This window comes from Leclercia adecarboxylata (genome assembly GCF_023639785.1).
GTDB classification, from domain to species: domain Bacteria; phylum Pseudomonadota; class Gammaproteobacteria; order Enterobacterales; family Enterobacteriaceae; genus Enterobacter; species Enterobacter adecarboxylatus_D.
Genome location: NZ_CP098325.1, coordinates 977114 through 997590, shown reverse-complemented (window position 1 = coordinate 997590; position 20477 = coordinate 977114). Strand labels below are relative to the sequence as shown.

Genomic DNA, 20477 nt, shown 5'->3' with positions numbered 1-20477 from the left:
CGCTTTGTTTACCCGAACGCCCGCTCGCACTACACTGGACGCGCTTTTCAGACAGAGGTGGTAATGAACGATTATAAAATGACGCCAGGCGAGCTTCGTGCCACCTGGGGTTTGGGGACGGTTTTTTCGTTACGTATGCTCGGCATGTTCATGGTCCTGCCGGTACTTACGACATACGGCATGGCGTTACAGGGAGCAAGCGAGGCGCTGATTGGTCTTGCCATCGGCATTTATGGCCTGGCGCAGGCAGTATTCCAGATCCCTTTTGGTCTGCTCTCCGACCGCGTGGGTCGCAAACCCTTAATCGTCGGCGGGCTGCTGGTCTTCGTCGCCGGTAGCGTTATAGCCGCCCTCTCCCACTCCATCTGGGGAATTATTCTCGGCCGCGCGTTGCAGGGCTCTGGCGCTATCGCTGCCGCCGTGATGGCGCTGCTCTCCGATCTGACCCGCGAGCAAAATCGCACTAAGGCGATGGCCTTTATTGGCGTCAGCTTTGGCGTGACCTTTGCCATTGCGATGGTGCTGGGGCCAATCGTTACCCATACCCTTGGGCTCCACGCCCTGTTCTGGATGATCGCCGTGCTGGCTACTGTAGGTATCGCCCTGACCATATGGGTGGTGCCGGACAGCAAAAACCATGTGCTTAACCGCGAGTCGGGGATGGTCAAAGGCTGCTTCAGCAAAGTGCTGGTTGAGCCGCGCCTGCTCAAGCTTAACTTCGGCATTATGTGTCTGCACATTTTGCTGATGTCCACGTTTGTCGCCCTGCCCGGCCAGCTTGCTGCGGCCGGTTTTCCGGCGGCCGAGCACTGGAAAATCTACCTGGTAACCATGCTCATCTCGTTTGTCTCCGTGGTGCCGTTTATTATCTATGCCGAAGTGAAGCGCCGGATGAAGCGCGTCTTCATCTCCTGCGTCGCCCTGTTGTTGATTGCTGAAATCGTATTGTGGGGGTCAGGCCCGCACTTCTGGGAGCTGGTCGCAGGCGTACAGCTGTTTTTCCTTGCCTTCAACCTGATGGAAGCCCTGCTGCCGTCGCTGATCAGTAAAGAGTCGCCGGCGGGCTATAAAGGCACGGCCATGGGGATCTACTCCACCAGCCAGTTTATTGGCGTGGCCATCGGCGGATCGCTGGGCGGCTGGGTCGATGGATTTTTTGATTCTCAGACCGTTTTCCTGGCGGGTGCCCTGTTGGCAACGCTCTGGTTGCTGGTCGCCAGTACCATGAAAGAGCCGCGGTACGTCAGCAGCCTGCGGGTGGAAATACCCGATGATGTTGAAGTTAACGAGTTGCTAAAACAGCGTCTTGAAGCAAAAGAGGGTATCAGCGAGGTATTACTGGTGCCTGAAGAGCGCAGTTTGTACGTTAAAATCGACAGTAAAATAACTAACCGCTTCGAAGTTGAGCAGGCGCTGAAAGCCTGAAAAAATGCCCGGCTCTGCCGGGCATTTTCTTAATCGCGGAAGTTCTTGAACTGGAACGGCTGGCCGAGATCGCCGCCGCGCACCAGCGCCATCACGCCCTGCAAATCGTCGCGTGATTTTCCGGTAACACGAATCTCTTCGCCCTGAATCTGCGCCTGGACCTTCAGCTTACTGTCTTTGATGAGCTTAACGATTTTCTTCTGCGTCGCGCTCTCAATGCCCTGCTTCAGTTTGGCTTCAACAAACCAGGTTTTCCCGCTGTGGACAAAGTCTTCCGGCACATCAAGAGAGGTGCCTTCAATGCCACGTTTCAGCAGCTTGGCGCGAAGGATATCCAGCAGCTGATTTACCTGGAAATCCGACTCGCTGAGCACCTTAATGGTCTTATTTGCGTCATTCAGCTCAAATGAAGCCTCAACGCCACGAAAATCGAAGCGAGACTCAACCTCGCGGCTGGCGTTATCCACGCCGTTACGTACTTCCTGGATATCAACTTCAGAAACAATATCGAAAGATGGCATCTTTTCTTCTCCCTTCACTTTTGTTGCGTTGCATAATACCCGCTACGGGGCATAACTCAACAGAAGCTTAGCTGTCGACGCTATACTAAATGCTGTAACACCTGGCGCAGTTGCAGGTGAGGAGGAACGATGAAAATTACCGTGCTCGGATGCGGAGCATTGGGACAACTTTGGCTTACCGCACTTTGCAAACATGGGCATGAAGTACAGGGCTGGCTGCGCGTGCCACAGCCCTATTGCAGTGTAAACCTGATTGAACAAGACGGGAGTATCTTTAACGAATCTCTCATCGCTAACGATCCTGATTTTCTCGCCCAAAGCGATCTGCTGCTGGTCACCCTGAAAGCCTGGCAGGTTTCCGATGCCGTCCGGACGCTGGCAACCACCCTCCCCCGCACTTCACCGATTATGTTGCTGCACAACGGTATGGGCACCATCGAAGAGCTCAGACATGTTCACCAGCCGCTGCTGATGGCAATCACCACCCACGCAGCACGCCGTGATGGCAATGTGATTGTTCATGTCGCCAGCGGTATGACCCATATCGGCCCGGCCCGTGATCAGGAGGGAGACTACAGTTATCTGGCAGATCGCTTCCAGCAGGTGCTGCCGGATGTTGCCTGGCACGATAACATTCGTCCCCAGATGTGGCGCAAGCTGGCGGTCAACTGCGTGATAAACCCGCTCACCGCCCTGCTGAACTGCCCGAATGGCGAGCTTAAAAACCATTCTGAGGAAGTGGCGACGCTCTGCGCCGAAGTCGCTGCGGTGGTGGAACGGGAAGGCATTCACACCTCGGTAGATGATATCCGCTATTACGTTGAAGAGGTCATTGAGAGCACCGCGCACAATATCTCCTCCATGCTGCAGGACATCCGCGCGCTGCGCCACACCGAAATTGACTACATCACCGGCTACCTGCTAAAACGCGCCCGGGCGCACGGTATTAACGTGCCTGAAAATGTCCGTCTGTATGAACAGGTTAAACGTAAGGAGAGTGAGTATGAGCGCGTCGGCACTGGTATGCCTCGCCCCTGGTAGCGAAGAGACCGAAGCGGTCACCACCATCGATCTGCTGGTTCGCGCCGGGATTAGCGTTACAACAGCAAGCGTCGCCAGCGATGGCAACCTGGTTATCACCTGCTCGCGTGGGGTGAAGATCGTGGCAGATGCGCCGCTGGTTGAAGTCGCCGACGGCGATTACGACGTTATCGTCCTGCCCGGCGGCATTAAGGGCGCGGAGTGTTTCCGCGACAGTCCGCTGCTGGTCGAGACGGTCAGACAGTTCCACCATTCCGGGCGCATCGTGGCGGCCATCTGCGCGGCAGCGGCCACGGTGCTCGTTCCGCACAACATTTTCCCCATCGGCAACATGACCGGCTTCCCGACGCTGAAAGATAAAATTCCCGAAGAGCAGTGGGTGGACAAACGTATGGTCTGGGATCCGCGCGTGAACCTGTTAACCAGCCAGGGGCCGGGCACGTCGATTGATTTTGCGCTAAAGATGATTGAGCTGCTGGTTGGCCGCGAAAAAGCTTATGAAGTCGCGTCGTCCCTGGTGATGGCGGCGGGGATTTATAACTATTACGACGCGTAGGTAATGCCCGGCGGCGCTACGCTTGTCGGGCCTGCAAGGTTCAGGCAGGCCGGGTAAGGCGAAGCCGCCACCCGGCGCAACCACTACGGGCGATACACCTTCACATTAGTAAAGCCCTGCTCACGCAGATAGAGCGCCTGCAGACGGCTCATCACCCCGCGCTCACACCACAGCAGATAGGTTTTGTTCTTGTCGAGATCGCCAAATTTGGTGCTCAGCTTGTAGAACGGCAGCGAGGCCACTTCCACACCTTCAGGCTCAAACGGCTTCGCATCCTGTTCATCGACGGAGCGGATATCCAGCAGCACATCATTCGGGCCGAAACCGTTGACGGTCTCCACTTCGACGACTTCCTGCTCGGTCTGTTGGGCGATTTCGCGGATATCGATGTTCGAGGCTTCCTCCACCACTTTATCCAGAATGGTGAAATCGAAATTCTCCTCTTCCGCTTCGATCTTCGCTTTCACCGCTTTAACCGTCGGGCTCTTCGAAATCACGCCGCAGTATTCCGGCATGGTACGGGCAAAGTCTTCAGTGCCAATTTCACGCGCGAGGTCGATGATGTGCTCTTTATCGTGAGAGATCAGCGGACGCAGGATCAGCGTGTCGGAAACGTTGTCGATAAGACGCAGGTTGGTCAGGGTCTGGCTGGACACCTGGCCCAGCGCTTCGCCAGTCACCAGCGCCTGCACGCCATAACGCTCAGCTACTTTCGAAGCCGCACGCACCATCATGCGCTTCAGCACCACGCCCATCTGTCCGTCGTCCACTTTTTCGAGGATTTCACCGACCACCGGTTCGAAATTAATGGCAACAAAACGTACGCGGTGGGAGCTGCCGAAGCGGTTCCACAGGTAATGCGCAACCTGACGCACGCCAATTTCATGGGCGGCGCCGCCGAGGTTAAAGAAGCAGTAGTGCACGCGGCAGCCGCGACGCATCAGCATATAGCTGGAAACGCCTGAGTCAAAGCCGCCGGAAATGAGCGACAGGACATCTTCCTGGGTGCCAATCGGGAAACCGCCGATCCCTTCGTAGCGGCCTTTAACCAGCAGCAGACGATCGTTTTCGATTTCCAGGTGAACGGTCACGTCCGGGTTGGTCAGACGCACGCGCGCAGACTCAACGTGCTGGTTCAGACCGCCGCCGACGTAGCGTTCTACTTCAATAGAGCTAAACTCATGCTTACCGCGACGCTTGGCGCGCACGCAGAAGGTTTTACCCTCGATCTGCTCGCGATACTGCGCCAGGGCCTGTTCAAAAATGTCGTGCAGGGAAGTGAACGGAACATCTTCCACTTCCAGAATATGGTGGATCCCCGGGATTCGGGTTAATGCATCACGAATATCCTGACGCTTGTTTTCATCTTTAGCGCGGACTTCAACGTGATCCCAGTGACGCACGACGGCAAGAGTCTCGTCGTAGTGCTTCAGAACGTTACGAATGTTCCCGGTTAAAATTTTAATAAAGCGCAAACGCACAGATTGGCTTTTGATGGTGATTTCAGGGAACAATTTAATGATAAACTTCATGGCGGCAATGTTTCGTTGGCAAGCATTTAAGCTTGTAATGGAAAAGTAAGCAGCCCACATCCGCGGCTGCATCCAGGCGCGCAAGTATACCACCATCGCGCGCCTCCTGTGCACATTGCGCGTTATTTGATAATTACCCTGAGTCCGATACCATGTCAGGGATAAAAACTGAGAGTCAGACATTCACTATGCCGAAGAAAAACGATGCACCGGCCAGTTTCGAAACTGCGCTGAGTGAACTGGAGCAAATCGTTACCCGTCTGGAAAGCGGCGACCTGCCGTTAGAAGAGGCGCTTAATGAATTCGAACGCGGCGTGCAGCTGGCGCGCCAGGGCCAGGTTAAGCTGCAACAGGCGGAACAGCGCGTGCAGATCCTGCTCTCCGATAACGAAGACGCTGCCACAACTCCCTTCACCCCGGATGCCGAGTAAATGGATTTTTCGAACCAGCTTCAGGCGTGCGTCGAGCGTGCTAACGATGCACTGCGCCGTTTTATAGAACCGCAGCCTTTTCAGAACACTCCACTGGTTGAGGCCATGCACTATGGCGCACTGTTAGGCGGTAAACGCCTGCGTCCTTTTCTGGTGTATGCCACCGGCGGGATGTTCGGTATCAGCGCCGATACGCTGGATGCCCCGGCCGCTGCGGTGGAGTGTATCCATGCCTATTCGCTGATCCACGACGATCTGCCGGCCATGGACGACGACGACCTGCGCCGCGGCCAGCCGACCTGCCATATTAAGTTTGGTGAGGCTAACGCTATTCTGGCTGGCGACGCCCTGCAAACGCTGGCGTTTTCGATTCTGAGCGATGCCCCCATGGTTGAAGTGGCGGATCGCGATCGTCTGGCGATGGTTTCAGAGCTGGCAATGGCCAGCGGCGTCGCAGGCATGTGCGGCGGTCAGGCGCTGGATCTTGAGGCGGAAGGCCGTCAGGTTAATCTGGAACAGCTGGAGCGTATTCACCGTCACAAGACCGGGGCGCTGATTCGCGCAGCCGTTCGTCTGGGCGCGCTGAGCGCGGGTGAGCGAGGACGTGAAGCTCTGCCCGTTCTGGATCGCTATGCCGAAAGTATCGGTTTAGCGTTCCAGGTTCAGGATGACATTCTGGATGTCGTGGGCGATACTGCTACATTGGGTAAACGTCAGGGTGCCGATCAGCAGCTTGGCAAAAGTACCTATCCCGCCCTTCTGGGCCTTGAGCAAGCCCAACAAAAAGCCCGGGACCTGATTGCTGAAGCCCGCCAGTCGCTTGAACTACTGGCCGCACAGTCACTGGACACCTCGGCACTGGAAGCGCTAGCGGACTATATAATCCAGCGTGATAAATAACGAAAACACCACGATGAGTCTCTGATGAGTTTTGATATTGCCAAATACCCGACACTGGCGTTGGTTGACTCCACCCAGGAGTTACGTCTGTTGCCGAAAGAGAGCCTGCCGAAGCTGTGCGACGAGCTGCGTCGCTATCTGCTCGACAGCGTAAGCCGCTCCAGCGGCCATTTCGCCTCCGGGCTTGGCACGGTGGAACTCACCGTGGCGCTGCATTACGTCTACAACACGCCGTTCGACCAGCTGATCTGGGACGTGGGCCATCAGGCTTATCCGCACAAAATTCTCACCGGCCGTCGCGATAAAATCGGCACCATTCGCCAGAAAGATGGCCTGCATCCGTTTCCGTGGCGGGGTGAAAGCGAGTACGACGTGCTGAGCGTCGGGCACTCCTCCACCTCCATTTCTGCCGGGATCGGGGTAGCCGTCGCAGCGGCCAAAGAGGGCAAACAGCGCCGCACCGTCTGCGTGATTGGCGATGGGGCGATCACCGCCGGGATGGCCTTTGAGGCAATGAACCACGCGGGCGATATCAAACCGGATATGCTGGTGGTCCTCAATGACAACGAGATGTCGATTTCCGAAAACGTCGGAGCGCTGAACAACCACCTGGCAAATCTGCTCTCCGGCAAGCTGTACTCCACCCTGCGTGAGGGCGGCAAAAAAGTCCTTTCCGGCGTGCCGCCAATCAAAGAGCTGCTGCGTCGCACCGAAGAGCACATTAAAGGCATGGTGGTGCCTGGCACGCTGTTTGAGGAGTTGGGCTTTAACTATATTGGACCGGTAGATGGTCACGACGTTCTGGGCCTGGTCAGCACGCTGAAAAACATGCGCGACCTGAAAGGCCCGCAGTTCCTGCACATCATGACCAAAAAAGGCCGGGGCTACGAACCGGCAGAAAAAGATCCGATCACCTTCCACGCGGTACCGAAATTCGATCCCACCAGCGGTTGTCTGCCAAAAAGCAGCGGCGGAATGCCGAGCTATTCAAAAATCTTTGGCGACTGGCTGTGTGAAACCGCCGCCAAAGACAGCAAGCTGATGGCCGTGACCCCGGCGATGCGCGAAGGCTCCGGCATGGTGGAGTTTTCCAGAAAATACCCGACCCAGTATTTTGACGTCGCTATTGCCGAACAGCATGCGGTGACCTTTGCCGCGGGCCTGGCGATTGGCGGTTACAAGCCGGTGGTGGCGATCTACTCCACCTTCCTGCAACGCGCCTACGATCAGGTGATCCACGACGTCGCGATCCAGAAATTACCGGTGCTGTTCGCGATTGACCGTGCGGGCATTGTCGGCGCCGACGGCCAGACGCACCAGGGGGCGTTCGATCTCTCTTATCTGCGCTGTATCCCGGATATGGTGGTTATGACCCCGAGCGACGAAAACGAATGTCGCCAGATGCTGTTCACCGGTTACCACTATCAGGATGGCCCGACCGCCGTACGTTATCCGCGCGGTAACGCCGTGGGCGTCACCCTCGAGCCGCTGGCGAAACTGCCGATTGGTAAAGGCGTGGTCAAACGTCGCGGCGAAAAGCTGGCGATCCTCAACTTCGGAACGCTGATGCCGGAAGCGGCAAAAGTGGCGGAATCCCTGAACGCGACGCTGGTAGATATGCGCTTTGTGAAACCGCTCGATGAGGCGCTGATTCTGGAGATGGCATCAGAGCATGAAGCGCTGATCACCCTTGAAGAGAATGCGATTATGGGTGGCGCAGGCAGCGGTGTGAACGAGGTACTGATGGCAAAACGTAAAGTCGTGCCGGTGCTGAATCTCGGCCTGCCAGATCACTTTATTCCGCAGGGTACTCAGGACGAAGCCCGCGCTGAAATCGGCCTGGATGCCGCTGGTATCGAAGCGCGTATCGCCGCCTGGCTGGCATAATCCCTCCCCTTTCCGCTCCTGCTATGCTTAACGGTACGTTTTAAGTCATCAGCAGGAGTGGAACCATGCAATACAATACATTAGGAAAAACCGATCTTAAGGTTTCCCGTCTTTGCCTGGGGTGCATGACCTTTGGTGAACCGGACCGGGGTAAGCACGCCTGGACGTTGCCGGAAGAGAGCAGCCGTCCGATTATCAGGCACGCCCTTGAAGGCGGCATTAACTTCTTTGATACCGCCAACAGCTACTCCGACGGCAGCAGCGAAGAGATCGTCGGCCGGGCGCTACGCGAATTTGCCCGTCGCGAGGAGGTGGTGGTCGCCACCAAGGTTTACCATCAGGTGGGCGATCTTTCAGAAGGGCTCTCCCGCGCGCAGATCCTGCGATCCATTGACGACAGCCTGCGTCGCCTGAATATGGATTATGTCGATCTGCTGCAGATCCACCGCTGGGATTACAACACCCCTATTGAAGAGACTCTCGAAGCGCTGAATGACGTGGTGAGAGCAGGCAAAGCGCGCTATATCGGTGCCTCGTCGATGCATGCCGCCCAGTTTGCCGAAGCGCTGGCGCTGCAGGAACAACACGGCTGGGCGCCGTTTGTCACCATGCAGGATCATTACAATCTGATCTATCGCGAAGAAGAGCGCGAGATGCTGCCCCTGTGCTACCAGCACGGCGTAGCGGTGATTCCCTGGAGTCCGCTGGCGCGCGGGCGCTTAACACGTCCATGGGGCGAAACTACGGCCCGTTCGGTGTCCGATGAGTTTGGCAAAACGCTGTATGACGAAACCGAAGCCAACAACGCGCAAATCGCCGAGCGCCTGACGGGGGTGGCTGAAGATCTCGGGGTGACACGCGCCCAGGTGGCGCTGGCGTGGGTGCTGAGCAAGCGGGGGGTTGCCGCACCGATTATCGGTGCCTCGCGCGAAGAGCAGCTGGACGAACTGATCAACGCCGTGGATATCACCCTGACGCCGGAGCAAATTGCCGAGCTCGAGACGCCGTACAAAGAGCATCCGGTGGTGGGTTTTAAATAGATGTGAACGCGCATTTGTAGGCCGGGTAAGCGCTGCGCCACCCGGCAATACAAGCCGCACAACGTTACGCGAAGTGGTCGTACCCTTTCCAGTCGAACGTCACCGGCTCGCCGTCCTGCACAAACTGCAGCCCTTCGCTCTCCGGCATGATCTGTCCGATGCAGGTGTACCGCGCTCCCAGATTAGCCAGCGCCACATCCAGGGTTCCGCGATTCAGCTCAGGAACGGTAAAGCACAGCTCATAATCTTCGCCGCCGGAGAGCGCCCAGCGTAAGGCCTGCTGGGGATCCACATGCCTTTGCATCGCCTCAGAGAGCGGGAATTCGTTCAGATCGATCCGCGCGCCAACGCCGCTGGCCTTGAGGATATGCCCAAGATCGGAGATCAGGCCATCCGACAGATCGATGGCGGCACTGGCGCGATCGCGCAGCGCCTGCCCCTGCAAAATACGCGGCGTCGGGCGGAGATGACGTTGCAGGAAATAGGCCGCGTCATCGTCGTTTTCCACCACAAATCGCTTCTGCAAAATGGCCAGCCCTGCCGCGCTATCGCCCGGCGTACCGGTAACGTAAATCCAGTCGCCCGGCTTCGCGCCAGAACGTTTCAGCGCGCGCCCTGCCGGCACGTAACCGTGGATCGCGAGCGTCATGGACAGCGGCCCGGCGGTGGTATCACCCCCGATCAGCTGCATATCGTAGTAGTTGAGCTGTTCAAACAGCGCGTCGCTGAAGGCTTCAAGCCAGCTTTCATCGACCTTCGGCAGGGTCAGCGCCAGCGTTAACCACGCCGGATCGGCGCCCATCGCCGCCAGATCGCTTACGTTCACCGCCAGCGCTTTATAGGCCAGATCGGCAGGATCGATATCCGGCAGAAAATGGCTACCGCACACTAACGTGTCGGTGCTGATTGCCAGCGTCTGTTTTTCGGGAATATTGAGAAGTGCACAGTCGTCGCCGATGCCCGTTTCAACATCGCGGCGCGAGCTTCTGACTCGGTCAAAATAACGGGCAATCAGGGAAAATTCGCCGCATGCCATACGTTATGCCTCAGCAAAGAAAATAAAAAAACCGGAGCCCGCACCGCCCGATGGGCAGTACGATACTCCGGCTTGCGGATCACTTTTTACGGGGACGGATCGCAGGTGCAGCTTTATCCAGCACGCCATTCACAAACTTGTGACTGTCTTCAGCACCGAAGGTTTTCGCCAGTTCGATCGCTTCGTTGATGGCCACTTTGTACGGCACATCATCACGTTTAGACAGCTCAAAGAGTGCGATACGCAGCACCGCCTTTTCAACCTGGCCCAGCTCTTCAAGCAGACGGGACAGGTACGGCTTCATCAGACCGTCGAGATACGCGCTATTAGTCGCCACTCCCGACAGCAGTTCACGGAAGTACACGACGTCAACGTCTTTGACGTCTTGTTCCGCCAGGAACTGGTATTCAACATCAGCGATGTCGTTCTGGGACAACTGCCAGGAGTAAAGTGCCTGGACGGCACATTCACGGGCGCGGCGACGAGCAGCAGGTTTCACGGAATTCCCCTTACAAAAAATCAGGCCTTGATGGCTTTCAATACATTGATCATTTCAAGCGCGGTCAGTGCAGCTTCTGCACCTTTGTTACCGGCTTTGGTGCCAGCACGTTCGATGGCTTGTTCAATACTTTCAGTGGTGAGTACGCCGAACGCGACAGGAATTTCTGCATCCTGTGCCACGTGCGCCAGACCGTTGCTTGCGCCACCCGCAACATATTCAAAATGCGCGGTACCGCCACGAATCACCGTACCCAGTGCGATTACCGCATCGTACTTGCCGGTTTTTGCCAGTGCGCCCGCTGCCAGTGGCAGTTCATAAGCACCCGGAACCCAGACAACGGTAATGTTTTCGTCTTTCACCTGGCCGATACGTTTCAGGGCGTCAATCGCGCCGTCCAGCAGGCTGTCGTTGATGAAGTTGTTGAAACGCGCAATGGTGATGGCGACGCGAGCGTCCGGGGTAGCAACGGCTGCTTCAATAATGTTCATACTCTTCCTTAACGGGTTCATTTGGTGGCCCCGCAGGGGGGCGGATTTTATCATAATATTTTGCGCACTGCTTCCCTATTTAGGCAAGCCTTACGCGGTGGTCAGGTGGAGGCAGACATCCGGTCCAACCGGACGTATCTCGCTGAAGCTAAATGCCGGTGCATCCGCCAGTTTTTCCAGCCCTGGCAAGGTGCATAAGCCGCGTGCGTCGCTGCCTAACAGTTTAGGGGCCAGATAGACAATCAGTTCATCAACCAGCCCGGCCTGCATTAGCGCACCGGCAAGCGTCGGGCCCGCTTCAACCCAGATACTGTTGATCTGCTGTTTGCCCAGCAACATCATCAGCACCACTAAATCGAGATGCCCGTTATGCTCTGGCACCATAATGCTGCGCACGCCTTCCGGCCAGCTGCGGTCATCCTGCTGGGTGCGGGCAAACCAGGTTTCACCCTGCTGCTGCACAATGCGGTGTCCAGGCGTGACGCTGTTTTGCCGGTCGACCACGATGCGCAGCGGCTGACGTACATTCTCCTGCGGGTAGAGCGCCTGGGTATCAGCATTCAGCTCATCCCAGCGCACGGTCAGCGCAGGATCGTCCGCCAGCACGGTAGCATTGCTGGTGAGAATAGCATGGCTTTGCGCGCGCAGACGTTGCACATCGCGCCTTGCCTGGGGCGAAGTTATCCACTGGCTTTCGCCGCTGGCCATTGCCGTGCGGCCATCCAGCGACGCGCCAAGTTTCAGCTGCACGTAAGGAAAGCCGGTCCGCATCCGCTTGAGGAAACCTTTGTTCAGGCGTTCGGCTTCACTCATCATCAGGCCGTGGCTGACCTCAATACCCGCCTCCTGGAGACGGTAAAGACCGCGGCCGGCCACCTGAGGATTAGGATCCTGCATGGCCGCCACGACCCGAGAAACGCCCGCAGCGATAAGGGCATCGCAGCATGGCGGGGTGCGGCCATGATGGCTGCAGGGCTCCAGCGTGACGTAGGCGGTTGCGCCCCGCGCCTTCTCCCCTGCCATGCGCAGGGCATGCACTTCGGCATGCGGCTCGCCGGCGCGATAGTGAAACCCTTCCCCGACGATCTCGCCATCTTTCACGATAACGCAGCCGACATTCGGATTGGGATGGGTGGTAAACCGCCCGCGTTGCGCCAGCTTCAGCGCTCGCGCCATGTAAATCTCATCCTGCATGGGCTTAATCCTGTAGGCGGGCGATCTCTTCGCCGAACTCTTTGATATCTTCGAAACTGCGGTACACCGAGGCAAAGCGGATATAGGCAACTTTATCGAGCTTTTTAAGCTGCTCCATCACCAGGTTGCCAATCATTTTGCTTGGCACTTCACGTTCCCCGGTGGCGCGGAGCTGGGTTTTGATGTGGTTGAGCGCCATTTCAACGTCATCTGCGCTCACCGGCCGTTTTTCCAGTGCCTTGAGCATCCCGCTACGCAGTTTATCTTCGTTGAACGGTTCGCGAACGTCGTTACTTTTCACCACGCGCGGCATCACCAGCTCTGCCACTTCAAAGGTCGTAAAACGTTCGTTACACACCAGGCACTGCCGACGGCGGCGTACGGACGAGCCCTCTCCCACGAGTCGGGAGTCGATTACTTTGGTATCCACGGCGAGACAGAATGGGCAATGCATACGGTGTCCTGACTATCGGGTTGACTGAACTCTATTTTACCCCGAACTGGCCCCACAACAAAGAAGGAGCGTTTTTGAGATAAAGGATCTATACGCAGGCCTGCTCCGTTGACTACCCTTAGCAGAATCCGTTATTTCAGGGAAATAATCGCCATGACAAGACGTTACCTGAGGATCCTGCTGGTGGGAAGCCTCTTTAGCCTGAGCGCCTGCGCGCAGCAAAGCGAAGTTCGCCAGATGAAACAGAGCATCAGTTCGCTGAATACGACCATGAACAAGCTCAACCAGGAAACCGTCAAAATCACCCAGCAGAACGCGCTGAATGCCAAATCAACCAGCGGCGTTTATCTGCTTCCTGGCTCGAATACCCCGGCCCGACTGAACAGCCAGATTGGTACGCTGAAAATGTCGATGGTCAACGTTGCGCCAAATGCCGACGGCACCCGGGCCACGCTGCGCATTCAGGGAGAATCCAACGACCCGCTGCCGGCGTTCAGCGCCACCGTGGAGTGGGGTCAGATTCAGGGCACCACCGACAGCTTCCAGGAGCTGAACGTGCAGACCCAGCTCATTAATGCTCCGGCCAGCGTGCTGGCACCCAGCGATGTCGACATTCCGCTACAGCTGAACGGCATGACACCTGACCAGCTCGGCTTTATCCGCATTCACGATATTCAGCCCGTCGCGCAATAATCCCCCTGCGGAACGTGTTTCGCGTTCCGCGCTTATCTGAAGTGTAAACATTGGCAACAAATATGTTTGCCATTACAATCCGCTTCGTCAAAAATACGCAAACGTGAACGCAATCGATTACGTATGTGAGAGAACTGTGAAACAACACATATTTTTGTGAGCAAGGATTCCTATAATAGGCTCCCAGAAACACGAAATATTTAGAAACGCAATTCGCGCCTTTTTCACTCCCGTAAGGGATTTCAAATCAGTGGCATCATTATGAAAAAAACATTACTGGCAGCCGGTGCAGCGCTGGCCCTCTCTTCTACTTTCGCCGTACAGGCAGCAGAAAACGACAAACCAGAGTACGTTTCCGACTGGTGGCACCAGAGCGTTAACGTCGTTGGCAGCTACCACACCCGTTTCGGACCACAGATCCGTAACGATACCTACCTGGAATACGAAGCGTTTGCCAAGAAAGACTGGTTTGATTTCTACGGCTATATGGATGCCCCGGTCTTCTTCGGTGGTAATACCAACGCAAAAGGTATCTGGAACCACGGTTCCCCGCTGTTCATGGAGATCGAACCGCGCTTCTCTATCGACAAGCTGACCGGCACCAGCCTGGCGTTCGGTCCGTTTAAAGAGTGGTACTTCGCGAATAACTACATCTACGACATGGGCCGCAACAAGTCCGGTCGTCAGAGCACCTGGTATATGGGTCTGGGTACCGACATCGACACCGGTCTGCCGATGAGCCTGTCCATGAACGTGTATGCTAAATACCAGTGGCAGAACTATGGCGCAGCGAACGAAAACGAGTGGGATGGTTACCGTTTCAAAGTGAAATACTTTGTGCCAATCACCCAGCTGTGGGGCGGCAACCTGAGCTACATCGGCTTCACCAACTTTGACTGGGGCTCAGACCTGGGCGACAACGACTTCCGTGACCTGAACGGTAAGAAAGCGCGTACCAATGACTCTATCGCTTCCAGCCACATCCTGGCGCTGAACTACGATCACTGGCACTACTCAGTTGTTGCCCGTTACTGGCACAACGGTGGTCAGTGGAACGACGACGCAAGCCTGAACTTCGGCGACGGTGACTTCAGCGTGCGTTCTACCGGCTGGGGTGGTTACCTGGTTGTGGGTTACAACTTCTAATCAGTGCGGATTTTGCCCGGTGGCACTACGCTTACCGGGCCTACGATCCGAATGTAGGCCGGGTAAGGCGTAGCCGCCACCCGGCTTTTTACTGCTTCACCTTGCGCAGAAAATCTGCCAGCGACCTGTCCGCACTTTCGCTAAACCGTCTGTCCATCATGGTGATATTCAGACACCTGTCGAGCCGGAAACACCGGTAGTCATCACGCCGTTCGCACCATGCCGCCAGCAGCCAGTGCTCTCCCCAGAAGAATAGCCCCAGCGGCTGTACCTCGCGAGAAGTGAGCTGCCCGGCTTCATCCCGATAGTGCAGCGCCAGCACCCGCTGGGCGGATATCGCCTGGTGGATCAGATCGAAACCGCTGCGGGAGTGGCTCTGCATGGCAATATCCGGGGCGTAGATCCGCGTCTGCTCGGCCTTGCGGCGGCTCTCCTCCGGCAGGATCGCCAGCACTTTCTCCTGCGCCGACTCCAGTTCGCGCGACAGGGACTCCCCGCCCCAGGTTTTGAGCAGGCGGATCGCCACCATCAGGGCTTCTGACTCCTTGTTAGTCAGCATCAGCGGCGGCAGGTCAAAACCCGACATCAACCGATAGCCGCTCCCCGCCTCCCCTTCCACCGGCACGCCCGAGAGCGACAGATCCCGGATATCGCGGTAGACCGTGCGTTCAGACACACCCAGCCTGTTTGCCAGATGCGCTGCCGTTGTCAGCCGCCTGCCGCGCAGGATCTGCACAATCTGAAAGAGGCGGTCAGCGCGTCGGGTCATAGGTTCTCCGGATCAGGCGGGTTGATGAAGACCGACGCGGTTACCCTCACTGTCGGTAAAGAGCGCAATGGTGCCAATACCCTGCGGCAGCTCAAGAGGGCCAAAAACGCAGGCGCCACCGGCGGACGCAACGCGATCCAGGGTGGCCGCCAGATTGTCGGTGTGCAGGTAGATAATAGCGCCCTGATGCGACGGTGTAATGCCATCAAATTTCGCCAGCGCGCCGCCGGTGGCCGGATCGTCATGAGGAAAAACAGCCAGCTCAGCGCAGTCCATTGTCTCGCGCCTCAGTGAAACCTGCATTACCGGCTCGTAAAATTTGATGGCGCGATCCATTTCAGCGACCGGAATTTCAAACCAGTTAATCACACTTTTCATACATTCTCCTGCCTGTTATTAGGGTTCAGAAGGAGTCTACGCCAGGGCTCCTGACAGCATACTGTCAGGAGTGTTTGTCAGAAGCAGGCAAAAAAAATCCCGGCCATAAGACCGGGATTTCGCTGACGTAACAGAGATTGAGTTACGGCAGAATGGACGGCTGATCCGCGCCCTCTTTTTCCACTTTTTGCTGGAGCAGGTGCTCGCGCTTCATGCCCAGTTTCAACGCCAGCGCGGACGCGACGTAGATGGAAGAGGCCGTACCGATGGAGACACCGATCAGCATGGTCAGCGAGAAGCCTTCCAGAATCGGGCCGCCGAAGAGATACAGCATCAGGATCACCATCAGGGTCGTCCCGGAGGTGATCAAGGTACGGTGCAGCGTCTGGGTCAACGACACGTTAAAGATTTCGTACGGCGTACCGCGACGGATCTTACGGAAGTTTTCACGGATACGGTCCGATACCACGATACTGTCGTTCAGCGAGTAGCCGATGACCGACATCAACGAGGCCACAATGGTCAGGTCGATCTCGATATGGAACAGCGACAGAACGCCCATGGTGATCACCACGTCGTGCGCCAGGGCGATAACCACCCCGGCGGCCAGACGCCACTCGAAGCGGAAACCGACGTAGGTCAGGATACAGAGCAGCGCCACCAGCAGTGCCATTGCACCGGTCTGGGCCAGATCCGCACCCACGCTCGGGCCAACGAATTCAATACGTTTTACCGTAGCATTCTGGCTGGTCGATTCGTTAATCACCTGTACGACTTTGCTGCCCAGCTCCTGGCTGCCGTTGGCATCCTTCACTGGCGGCATGCGCACCATGATGTCACGGCTGCTGCCGAAGTTCTGCAGCAGCGGCTCTTCAAAGCCCGCTTTCTCAAGCGAAATGCGCATCTGGTCCATATCGACCGGTTTTTCCAGGGTGATTTCAATTACCGTACCGCCGGTAAAATCGAGACCCCAGTTGAAGCCTTTAACGCCCATAATGGCGATGGACAGGATCAGCAGAAAACCTGATATGCCGAAAGCCCAGTAGTCCCAGCGCATAAAGTCCCAGACTTTACGGCCGTAGTTCAATTGTTCAACAGTATATTCCTGTGCCACAACGCACTCCTCAGATAGACAGCTTTTTAACGCGCTTGCCGCCGTACAGCAGGTTCACGATGGCACGGGTGCCGACGATAGCGGTAAACATTGACGTTGCCACACCGATACCGGTGGTGATAGCAAAGCCCTTGATCGCGCCGGTACCCACTGCATACAGGATAAGAACCTTAATCAGTGTTGTTACGTTCGCATCGAAGATGGAACTGAATGCGCCACGGTAACCTTCGTCAATCGCCTGTTGGATTGAACGACCGTTGCTCAGCTCTTCTTTGATACGCTCGTTAATTAGTACGTTGGCGTCAACCGCCACCGCAAGGGTTAAGACGATACCCGCAATGCCTGGCATGGTCAGCGTTGCACCTGGTATCAGGGACATAATGCCGATAATCAGCACCAGGTTGGCAATCAGCGCAGACGTCGCAATCAGACCAAACTTCTTATAGAAGAAGACCATGAAGATGATGGAGATCGCCAGACCGGCCAGACAGGCTTCCAGGCCCTGAGTGATGTTCTGCATACCCAGAGTTGGACCGATGGTACGTTCTTCAACAATCTGAATCGGCGCAATCAGCGCACCGGCACGCAGCAGCAGCGAGAGCTGACGCGCTTCGTTCGGGTTGTTGATACCGGTGATACGGAAGCTGTTACCCAGACGAGACTGGATATTGGCGATGTTAATCACCTCTTCCTCTTTCACCAGCACAGCGCGACCGTTAGCATCTTTTTTACCGCTGTCTTTGTACTCCACAAACAGGGTCGCCATCGGTTTGCCGATGTTGTCCTTGGTGAAGTTAGACATGATGTTACCACCCGCGCTATCGAGCGAGATGTTAACCTGCGGCTGGTTGTATTCGTCCTGGCTGGAGGTCGAGTCGGTGATGTGGTCACCGGTCAGGATCACACGCTTGTACATGACAACCGGCTGGCCTTCACGGGTCTGTTTCACTTCTGAGTCGCCCGGCACACGGCCCGAAGCAACGGCAGACTGATCGACATTGGTGTTCACCAGACGGAATTCCAGCGTCGCGGTTGCGCCCAGAATCTCTTTTGCCCGCGCGGTATCCTGGATACCCGGTAGTTCGACCACGATACGGTCAGCACCCTGACGCTGTACCAGCGGTTCAGCAACGCCAAGCTGGTTTACACGGTTACGCAGGATGTTGATGTTCTGCTGAACCGCGTATTCACGCGCTTCTTTCAGACGCTCATCGGTCATCACTGCACGCAGCTGGTTGCTACCCTGAGAAGAGAGCACCAGATCGCGGTGACGCGGGGTCAGATAATCCATCGCCTGGTCGCGGGCCTTGCTGTCGCGAAACGCGACGCTCATCCCGTAGTTATCTTCCTTACGCACGGTAGTGTAAGGGATGCCTTTATCGCGCAGATCGCTACGCAGGCTATCAATGTTTTGTTCCTGAAGCTTTCCGAGTGCGGTTTCCATATCCACTTCCATCAGGAAGTGAACGCCACCACGCAGGTCGAGACCGAGTTTCATCGGCTCAGCGTTGATAGCAGCTAACCAACGCGGAGTTGCAGGAGCAAGGTTCAACGCCACGACATATTTATCACCCATCACGCCCATCAGCGCTTCACGAGCGCGGAGCTGCGTGTCGGTGGAGTCGAAGCGAGCAAGAATTGCGCCCTCTTCCAGTGCCACAGACTTAGCGGTAATTTTTTCTTCTTGTAAAGTTTTCTGGACCTGGATCAGCGTTTGCTCACTGGCGGCGACGCCGCGCGCGCCAGTGATTTGAACAGCCGGATCCTCACCATACAGGTTGGGAAGCGCATACAGCAGGCCGACGACAATGACGACGACCAGCATGACGTACTTCCACAAAGGATAACGGTTTAACACGGCAGTTCCCTTTGGGAAAAGTTAATTACAGCGCCTTCATGGTGCCTTTCGGCAGAACGGCAGCAACGAAGTCACGTTTGATAACCACTTCAGTGGTATCGTTCAGTGCGATAACGATGTAGCCGTTATCAGCGACTTTGCTCACACGACCTACCAGACCACCGTTAGTCAGCACTTCATCGCCTTTCGCGATGGAGTCCATCAGCTTTTTGTGCTCTTTGGTGCGCTTCTGCTGTGGACGCAGGATCATGAAATAGAAGATCAGACCGAACACCACCAGCATCAGAATCAGAGACATCGGGCTGCCCTGCGCCGGTGCACCTGTTGCCGCTACCGCATCAGAAATAAAAAAGCTCATTAAAATTCCCTCATTAAATAAATTAATCAACGTTCAAAGGTGGGACATCCCGACCCTGACGTTGGTAAAAGTCGGTCACGAAGCTCTCTAATTTACCCTCTTCAATAGCCTTGCGTAAACCAGCCATTAAGCGCTGGTAATAGCGAAGGTTATGAATCGTGTTGAGACGCGCGCCTAATATTTCATTACAACGATCAAGATGATGCAAATAGGCACGAGAATAATTGCGACAGGTATAGCAATCGCACTCGGCATCGAGCGGGCTGGTGTCGCTTTTATGCTTCGCATTACGGATTTTTACCACGCCGTCGGTCACGAACAGGTGACCGTTACGGGCGTTGCGGGTCGGCATAACGCAGTCGAACATATCAATGCCGCGACGCACGCCTTCAACCAGATCTTCTGGCTTACCGACGCCCATCAGGTATCGAGGTTTATCTGTTGGAATTTGCGGGCAAACATGCTCCAGAATACGGTGCATATCTTCCTTCGGCTCCCCCACAGCCAGACCGCCGACAGCGTAGCCATCAAAACCTATCTCTACCAGACCTTTAACAGAGATATCGCGTAAATCTTCGTAAACGCTGCCCTGAATAATGCCAAACAGCGCATTTTTGTTCTGCAGAGAGTCAAAACGGTCGCGGCTGCGCTTCGCCCAACGCAGCGACATCTCCATCGAGCGCTTGGCGTAATCCCAGTCCGCCGGGTATGGCGTACATTCGTCGAAGATCATCACGATATCGGAGCCGAGATCGTACTGAATCTCCATCGATTTTTCGGGATCGAGGAAAATCGGGTCGCCGTTGATTGGGTTGCGGAAATGCACGCCCTTTTCGGTGATCTTACGAATGTCACCGAGGCTGAAGACCTGGAAGCCGCCGGAGTCGGTCAGGATGGGGCCTTTCCACTGCATAAAGTCATGCAGATCGCCGTGCAGCTTCATCACTTCCTGGCCCGGGCGCAGCCACAGGTGGAAGGTGTTGCCGAGGATAATTTGCGCGCCTGTGGCTTCGACTTCTTCCGGCGTCATCCCTTTTACGGTGCCGTAAGTGCCCACAGGCATAAAGGCTGGCGTTTCGACTACGCCGCGATCGAACACCAGGCGGCCACGGCGAGCGCGACCGTCGGTGGTATCAAGTTCAAATTTCATTCTT

At 56.2% G+C, this 20477-nt stretch carries 22 protein-coding genes; 9 read left to right on the top strand and 13 right to left on the bottom strand.

The genetic code is table 11. The features are described from left to right. Positions 1-63: 63 nt before the first annotated feature. Entirely contained in the window at positions 64-1425 is a 1362-nt protein-coding gene (locus NB069_RS04655; RefSeq protein ID WP_250587977.1) for an MFS transporter, read from the top strand. A 29-nt stretch (positions 1426-1454) separates the two neighbouring features. Here the strand turns inward: NB069_RS04655 and NB069_RS04650 are convergent, their stop codons facing one another. After that, complete coding sequence (locus NB069_RS04650) at positions 1455-1946, bottom strand: YajQ family cyclic di-GMP-binding protein (protein WP_250587976.1); 492 nt, start codon at positions 1944-1946, stop codon at positions 1455-1457. 129 nt (positions 1947-2075) lie between these two features. Between NB069_RS04650 and panE the strand changes: the two genes are divergently transcribed. Continuing rightward, entirely contained in the window at positions 2076-2987 is a 912-nt protein-coding gene (gene panE / locus NB069_RS04645; protein ID WP_250587975.1) for a 2-dehydropantoate 2-reductase, read from the top strand. Further along, on the top strand, positions 2950-3543 hold the full coding sequence (gene yajL, locus NB069_RS04640; protein ID WP_250587974.1) for a protein deglycase YajL: 594 nt from the start codon (positions 2950-2952) through the stop codon (positions 3541-3543). Before panE ends, yajL begins: the two co-directional genes overlap by 38 nt. Before the next feature lie 83 nt (positions 3544-3626). Here yajL and thiI read toward each other — a convergent pair whose 3' ends face one another. Then, complete coding sequence (gene thiI / locus NB069_RS04635; protein ID WP_250587973.1) at positions 3627-5075, bottom strand: tRNA uracil 4-sulfurtransferase ThiI; 1449 nt, start codon at positions 5073-5075, stop codon at positions 3627-3629. Between the two features lie 188 nt (positions 5076-5263). On the opposite strand from thiI, the gene xseB reads away from it, so the two are divergent. The 4 genes from xseB to NB069_RS04615 all read left to right on the top strand — a co-directional run bounded on the left by xseB (position 5264) and on the right by NB069_RS04615 (position 9333). Further along, the gene (gene xseB / locus NB069_RS04630; protein ID WP_032616819.1) at positions 5264-5506 is read left to right on the top strand and encodes an exodeoxyribonuclease VII small subunit; all 243 of its coding nucleotides are present in this window, start codon (positions 5264-5266) and stop codon (positions 5504-5506) included. Then, entirely contained in the window at positions 5507-6406 is a 900-nt protein-coding gene (gene ispA / locus NB069_RS04625; protein ID WP_250587972.1) for a (2E,6E)-farnesyl diphosphate synthase, read from the top strand. 24 nt (positions 6407-6430) lie between these two features. Continuing rightward, complete coding sequence (gene dxs, locus NB069_RS04620; protein ID WP_250587971.1) at positions 6431-8293, top strand: 1-deoxy-D-xylulose-5-phosphate synthase; 1863 nt, start codon at positions 6431-6433, stop codon at positions 8291-8293. Positions 8294-8358: 65 nt separating this feature from the next. Next, the gene (locus NB069_RS04615) at positions 8359-9333 is read left to right on the top strand and encodes an aldo/keto reductase (protein WP_250587970.1); all 975 of its coding nucleotides are present in this window, start codon (positions 8359-8361) and stop codon (positions 9331-9333) included. A gap of 64 nt (positions 9334-9397) precedes the next feature. Here the strand turns inward: NB069_RS04615 and thiL are convergent, their stop codons facing one another. The 5 genes from thiL to nrdR form a co-directional block, all read right to left on the bottom strand. After that, positions 9398-10369 carry a thiamine-phosphate kinase gene (gene thiL / locus NB069_RS04610; RefSeq protein WP_250587969.1) on the bottom strand — a complete coding sequence of 324 codons (972 nt, stop codon included), beginning with the start codon at positions 10367-10369 and terminating at the stop codon, positions 9398-9400. A gap of 79 nt (positions 10370-10448) precedes the next feature. Then, the gene (gene nusB, locus NB069_RS04605) at positions 10449-10868 is read right to left on the bottom strand and encodes a transcription antitermination factor NusB (RefSeq protein WP_032616814.1); all 420 of its coding nucleotides are present in this window, start codon (positions 10866-10868) and stop codon (positions 10449-10451) included. Positions 10869-10888: 20 nt separating this feature from the next. Beyond that, on the bottom strand, positions 10889-11359 hold the full coding sequence (gene ribH / locus NB069_RS04600) for a 6,7-dimethyl-8-ribityllumazine synthase (protein WP_039032362.1): 471 nt from the start codon (positions 11357-11359) through the stop codon (positions 10889-10891). Between the two features lie 90 nt (positions 11360-11449). Further along, complete coding sequence (ribD, locus tag NB069_RS04595; protein ID WP_250587968.1) at positions 11450-12553, bottom strand: bifunctional diaminohydroxyphosphoribosylaminopyrimidine deaminase/5-amino-6-(5-phosphoribosylamino)uracil reductase RibD; 1104 nt, start codon at positions 12551-12553, stop codon at positions 11450-11452. A 4-nt stretch (positions 12554-12557) separates the two neighbouring features. Beyond that, entirely contained in the window at positions 12558-13007 is a 450-nt protein-coding gene (gene nrdR / locus NB069_RS04590) for a transcriptional regulator NrdR (protein WP_250587967.1), read from the bottom strand. Between the two features lie 153 nt (positions 13008-13160). Between nrdR and NB069_RS04585 the strand changes: the two genes are divergently transcribed. Then, entirely contained in the window at positions 13161-13700 is a 540-nt protein-coding gene (locus NB069_RS04585) for a DUF3251 domain-containing protein (protein WP_250587966.1), read from the top strand. Positions 13701-13961: 261 nt separating this feature from the next. Next, entirely contained in the window at positions 13962-14846 is an 885-nt protein-coding gene (locus NB069_RS04580) for a nucleoside-specific channel-forming protein Tsx (RefSeq protein ID WP_250587965.1), read from the top strand. Positions 14847-14934: 88 nt separating this feature from the next. On the opposite strand, the gene NB069_RS04575 is transcribed toward NB069_RS04580, so the two are convergent. The 6 genes from NB069_RS04575 to tgt all read right to left on the bottom strand — a co-directional run bounded on the left by NB069_RS04575 (position 14935) and on the right by tgt (position 20473). Continuing rightward, positions 14935-15615 carry a helix-turn-helix transcriptional regulator gene (locus tag NB069_RS04575; protein ID WP_250587964.1) on the bottom strand — a complete coding sequence of 227 codons (681 nt, stop codon included), beginning with the start codon at positions 15613-15615 and terminating at the stop codon, positions 14935-14937. A gap of 12 nt (positions 15616-15627) precedes the next feature. Beyond that, positions 15628-15993 carry a VOC family protein gene (locus tag NB069_RS04570; protein WP_250587963.1) on the bottom strand — a complete coding sequence of 122 codons (366 nt, stop codon included), beginning with the start codon at positions 15991-15993 and terminating at the stop codon, positions 15628-15630. Between the two features lie 142 nt (positions 15994-16135). Further along, positions 16136-17107: a protein translocase subunit SecF gene (secF, locus tag NB069_RS04565; protein WP_250587962.1), complete on the bottom strand. Its 972-nt coding sequence runs from the start codon at positions 17105-17107 to the stop codon at positions 16136-16138. 10 nt (positions 17108-17117) lie between these two features. Continuing rightward, the gene (gene secD, locus NB069_RS04560) at positions 17118-18965 is read right to left on the bottom strand and encodes a protein translocase subunit SecD (RefSeq protein WP_250587961.1); all 1848 of its coding nucleotides are present in this window, start codon (positions 18963-18965) and stop codon (positions 17118-17120) included. A gap of 25 nt (positions 18966-18990) precedes the next feature. Next, a complete protein-coding gene (yajC, locus tag NB069_RS04555) occupies positions 18991-19323 on the bottom strand; it encodes a preprotein translocase subunit YajC (protein ID WP_032616800.1) in 333 nt (110 codons plus the stop codon). Positions 19324-19345: 22 nt separating this feature from the next. Beyond that, positions 19346-20473: a tRNA guanosine(34) transglycosylase Tgt gene (gene tgt, locus NB069_RS04550; protein WP_039032354.1), complete on the bottom strand. Its 1128-nt coding sequence runs from the start codon at positions 20471-20473 to the stop codon at positions 19346-19348. Positions 20474-20477: the final 4 nt, after the last annotated feature.

Bases quoted from the DNA above. Each gene is read 5' to 3' on its own strand.
- xseB (WP_032616819.1), top strand. From the start codon at position 5,264: ATGCCGAAGAAAAACGATGCACCGGCCAGTTTCGAAACTGCGCTGAGT.
- ispA (WP_250587972.1), top strand. From the start codon at position 5,507: ATGGATTTTTCGAACCAGCTTCAGGCGTGCGTCGAGCGTGCTAACGAT.
- NB069_RS04575 (WP_250587964.1), bottom strand. From the start codon at position 15,615: ATGACCCGACGCGCTGACCGCCTCTTTCAGATTGTGCAGATCCTGCGC.
- yajL (WP_250587974.1), top strand. From the start codon at position 2,950: ATGAGCGCGTCGGCACTGGTATGCCTCGCCCCTGGTAGCGAAGAGACC.
- thiL (WP_250587969.1), bottom strand. From the start codon at position 10,369: ATGGCATGCGGCGAATTTTCCCTGATTGCCCGTTATTTTGACCGAGTC.
- NB069_RS04585 (WP_250587966.1), top strand. From the start codon at position 13,161: ATGACAAGACGTTACCTGAGGATCCTGCTGGTGGGAAGCCTCTTTAGC.
- ribH (WP_039032362.1), bottom strand. From the start codon at position 11,359: ATGAACATTATTGAAGCAGCCGTTGCTACCCCGGACGCTCGCGTCGCC.
- NB069_RS04615 (WP_250587970.1), top strand. From the start codon at position 8,359: ATGCAATACAATACATTAGGAAAAACCGATCTTAAGGTTTCCCGTCTT.
- ribD (WP_250587968.1), bottom strand. From the start codon at position 12,553: ATGCAGGATGAGATTTACATGGCGCGAGCGCTGAAGCTGGCGCAACGC.
- tgt (WP_039032354.1), bottom strand. From the start codon at position 20,473: ATGAAATTTGAACTTGATACCACCGACGGTCGCGCTCGCCGTGGCCGC.
- yajC (WP_032616800.1), bottom strand. From the start codon at position 19,323: ATGAGCTTTTTTATTTCTGATGCGGTAGCGGCAACAGGTGCACCGGCG.
- thiI (WP_250587973.1), bottom strand. From the start codon at position 5,075: ATGAAGTTTATCATTAAATTGTTCCCTGAAATCACCATCAAAAGCCAA.
- NB069_RS04570 (WP_250587963.1), bottom strand. From the start codon at position 15,993: ATGAAAAGTGTGATTAACTGGTTTGAAATTCCGGTCGCTGAAATGGAT.
- NB069_RS04580 (WP_250587965.1), top strand. From the start codon at position 13,962: ATGAAAAAAACATTACTGGCAGCCGGTGCAGCGCTGGCCCTCTCTTCT.
- dxs (WP_250587971.1), top strand. From the start codon at position 6,431: ATGAGTTTTGATATTGCCAAATACCCGACACTGGCGTTGGTTGACTCC.
- nrdR (WP_250587967.1), bottom strand. From the start codon at position 13,007: ATGCATTGCCCATTCTGTCTCGCCGTGGATACCAAAGTAATCGACTCC.
- NB069_RS04655 (WP_250587977.1), top strand. From the start codon at position 64: ATGAACGATTATAAAATGACGCCAGGCGAGCTTCGTGCCACCTGGGGT.
- panE (WP_250587975.1), top strand. From the start codon at position 2,076: ATGAAAATTACCGTGCTCGGATGCGGAGCATTGGGACAACTTTGGCTT.
- NB069_RS04650 (WP_250587976.1), bottom strand. From the start codon at position 1,946: ATGCCATCTTTCGATATTGTTTCTGAAGTTGATATCCAGGAAGTACGT.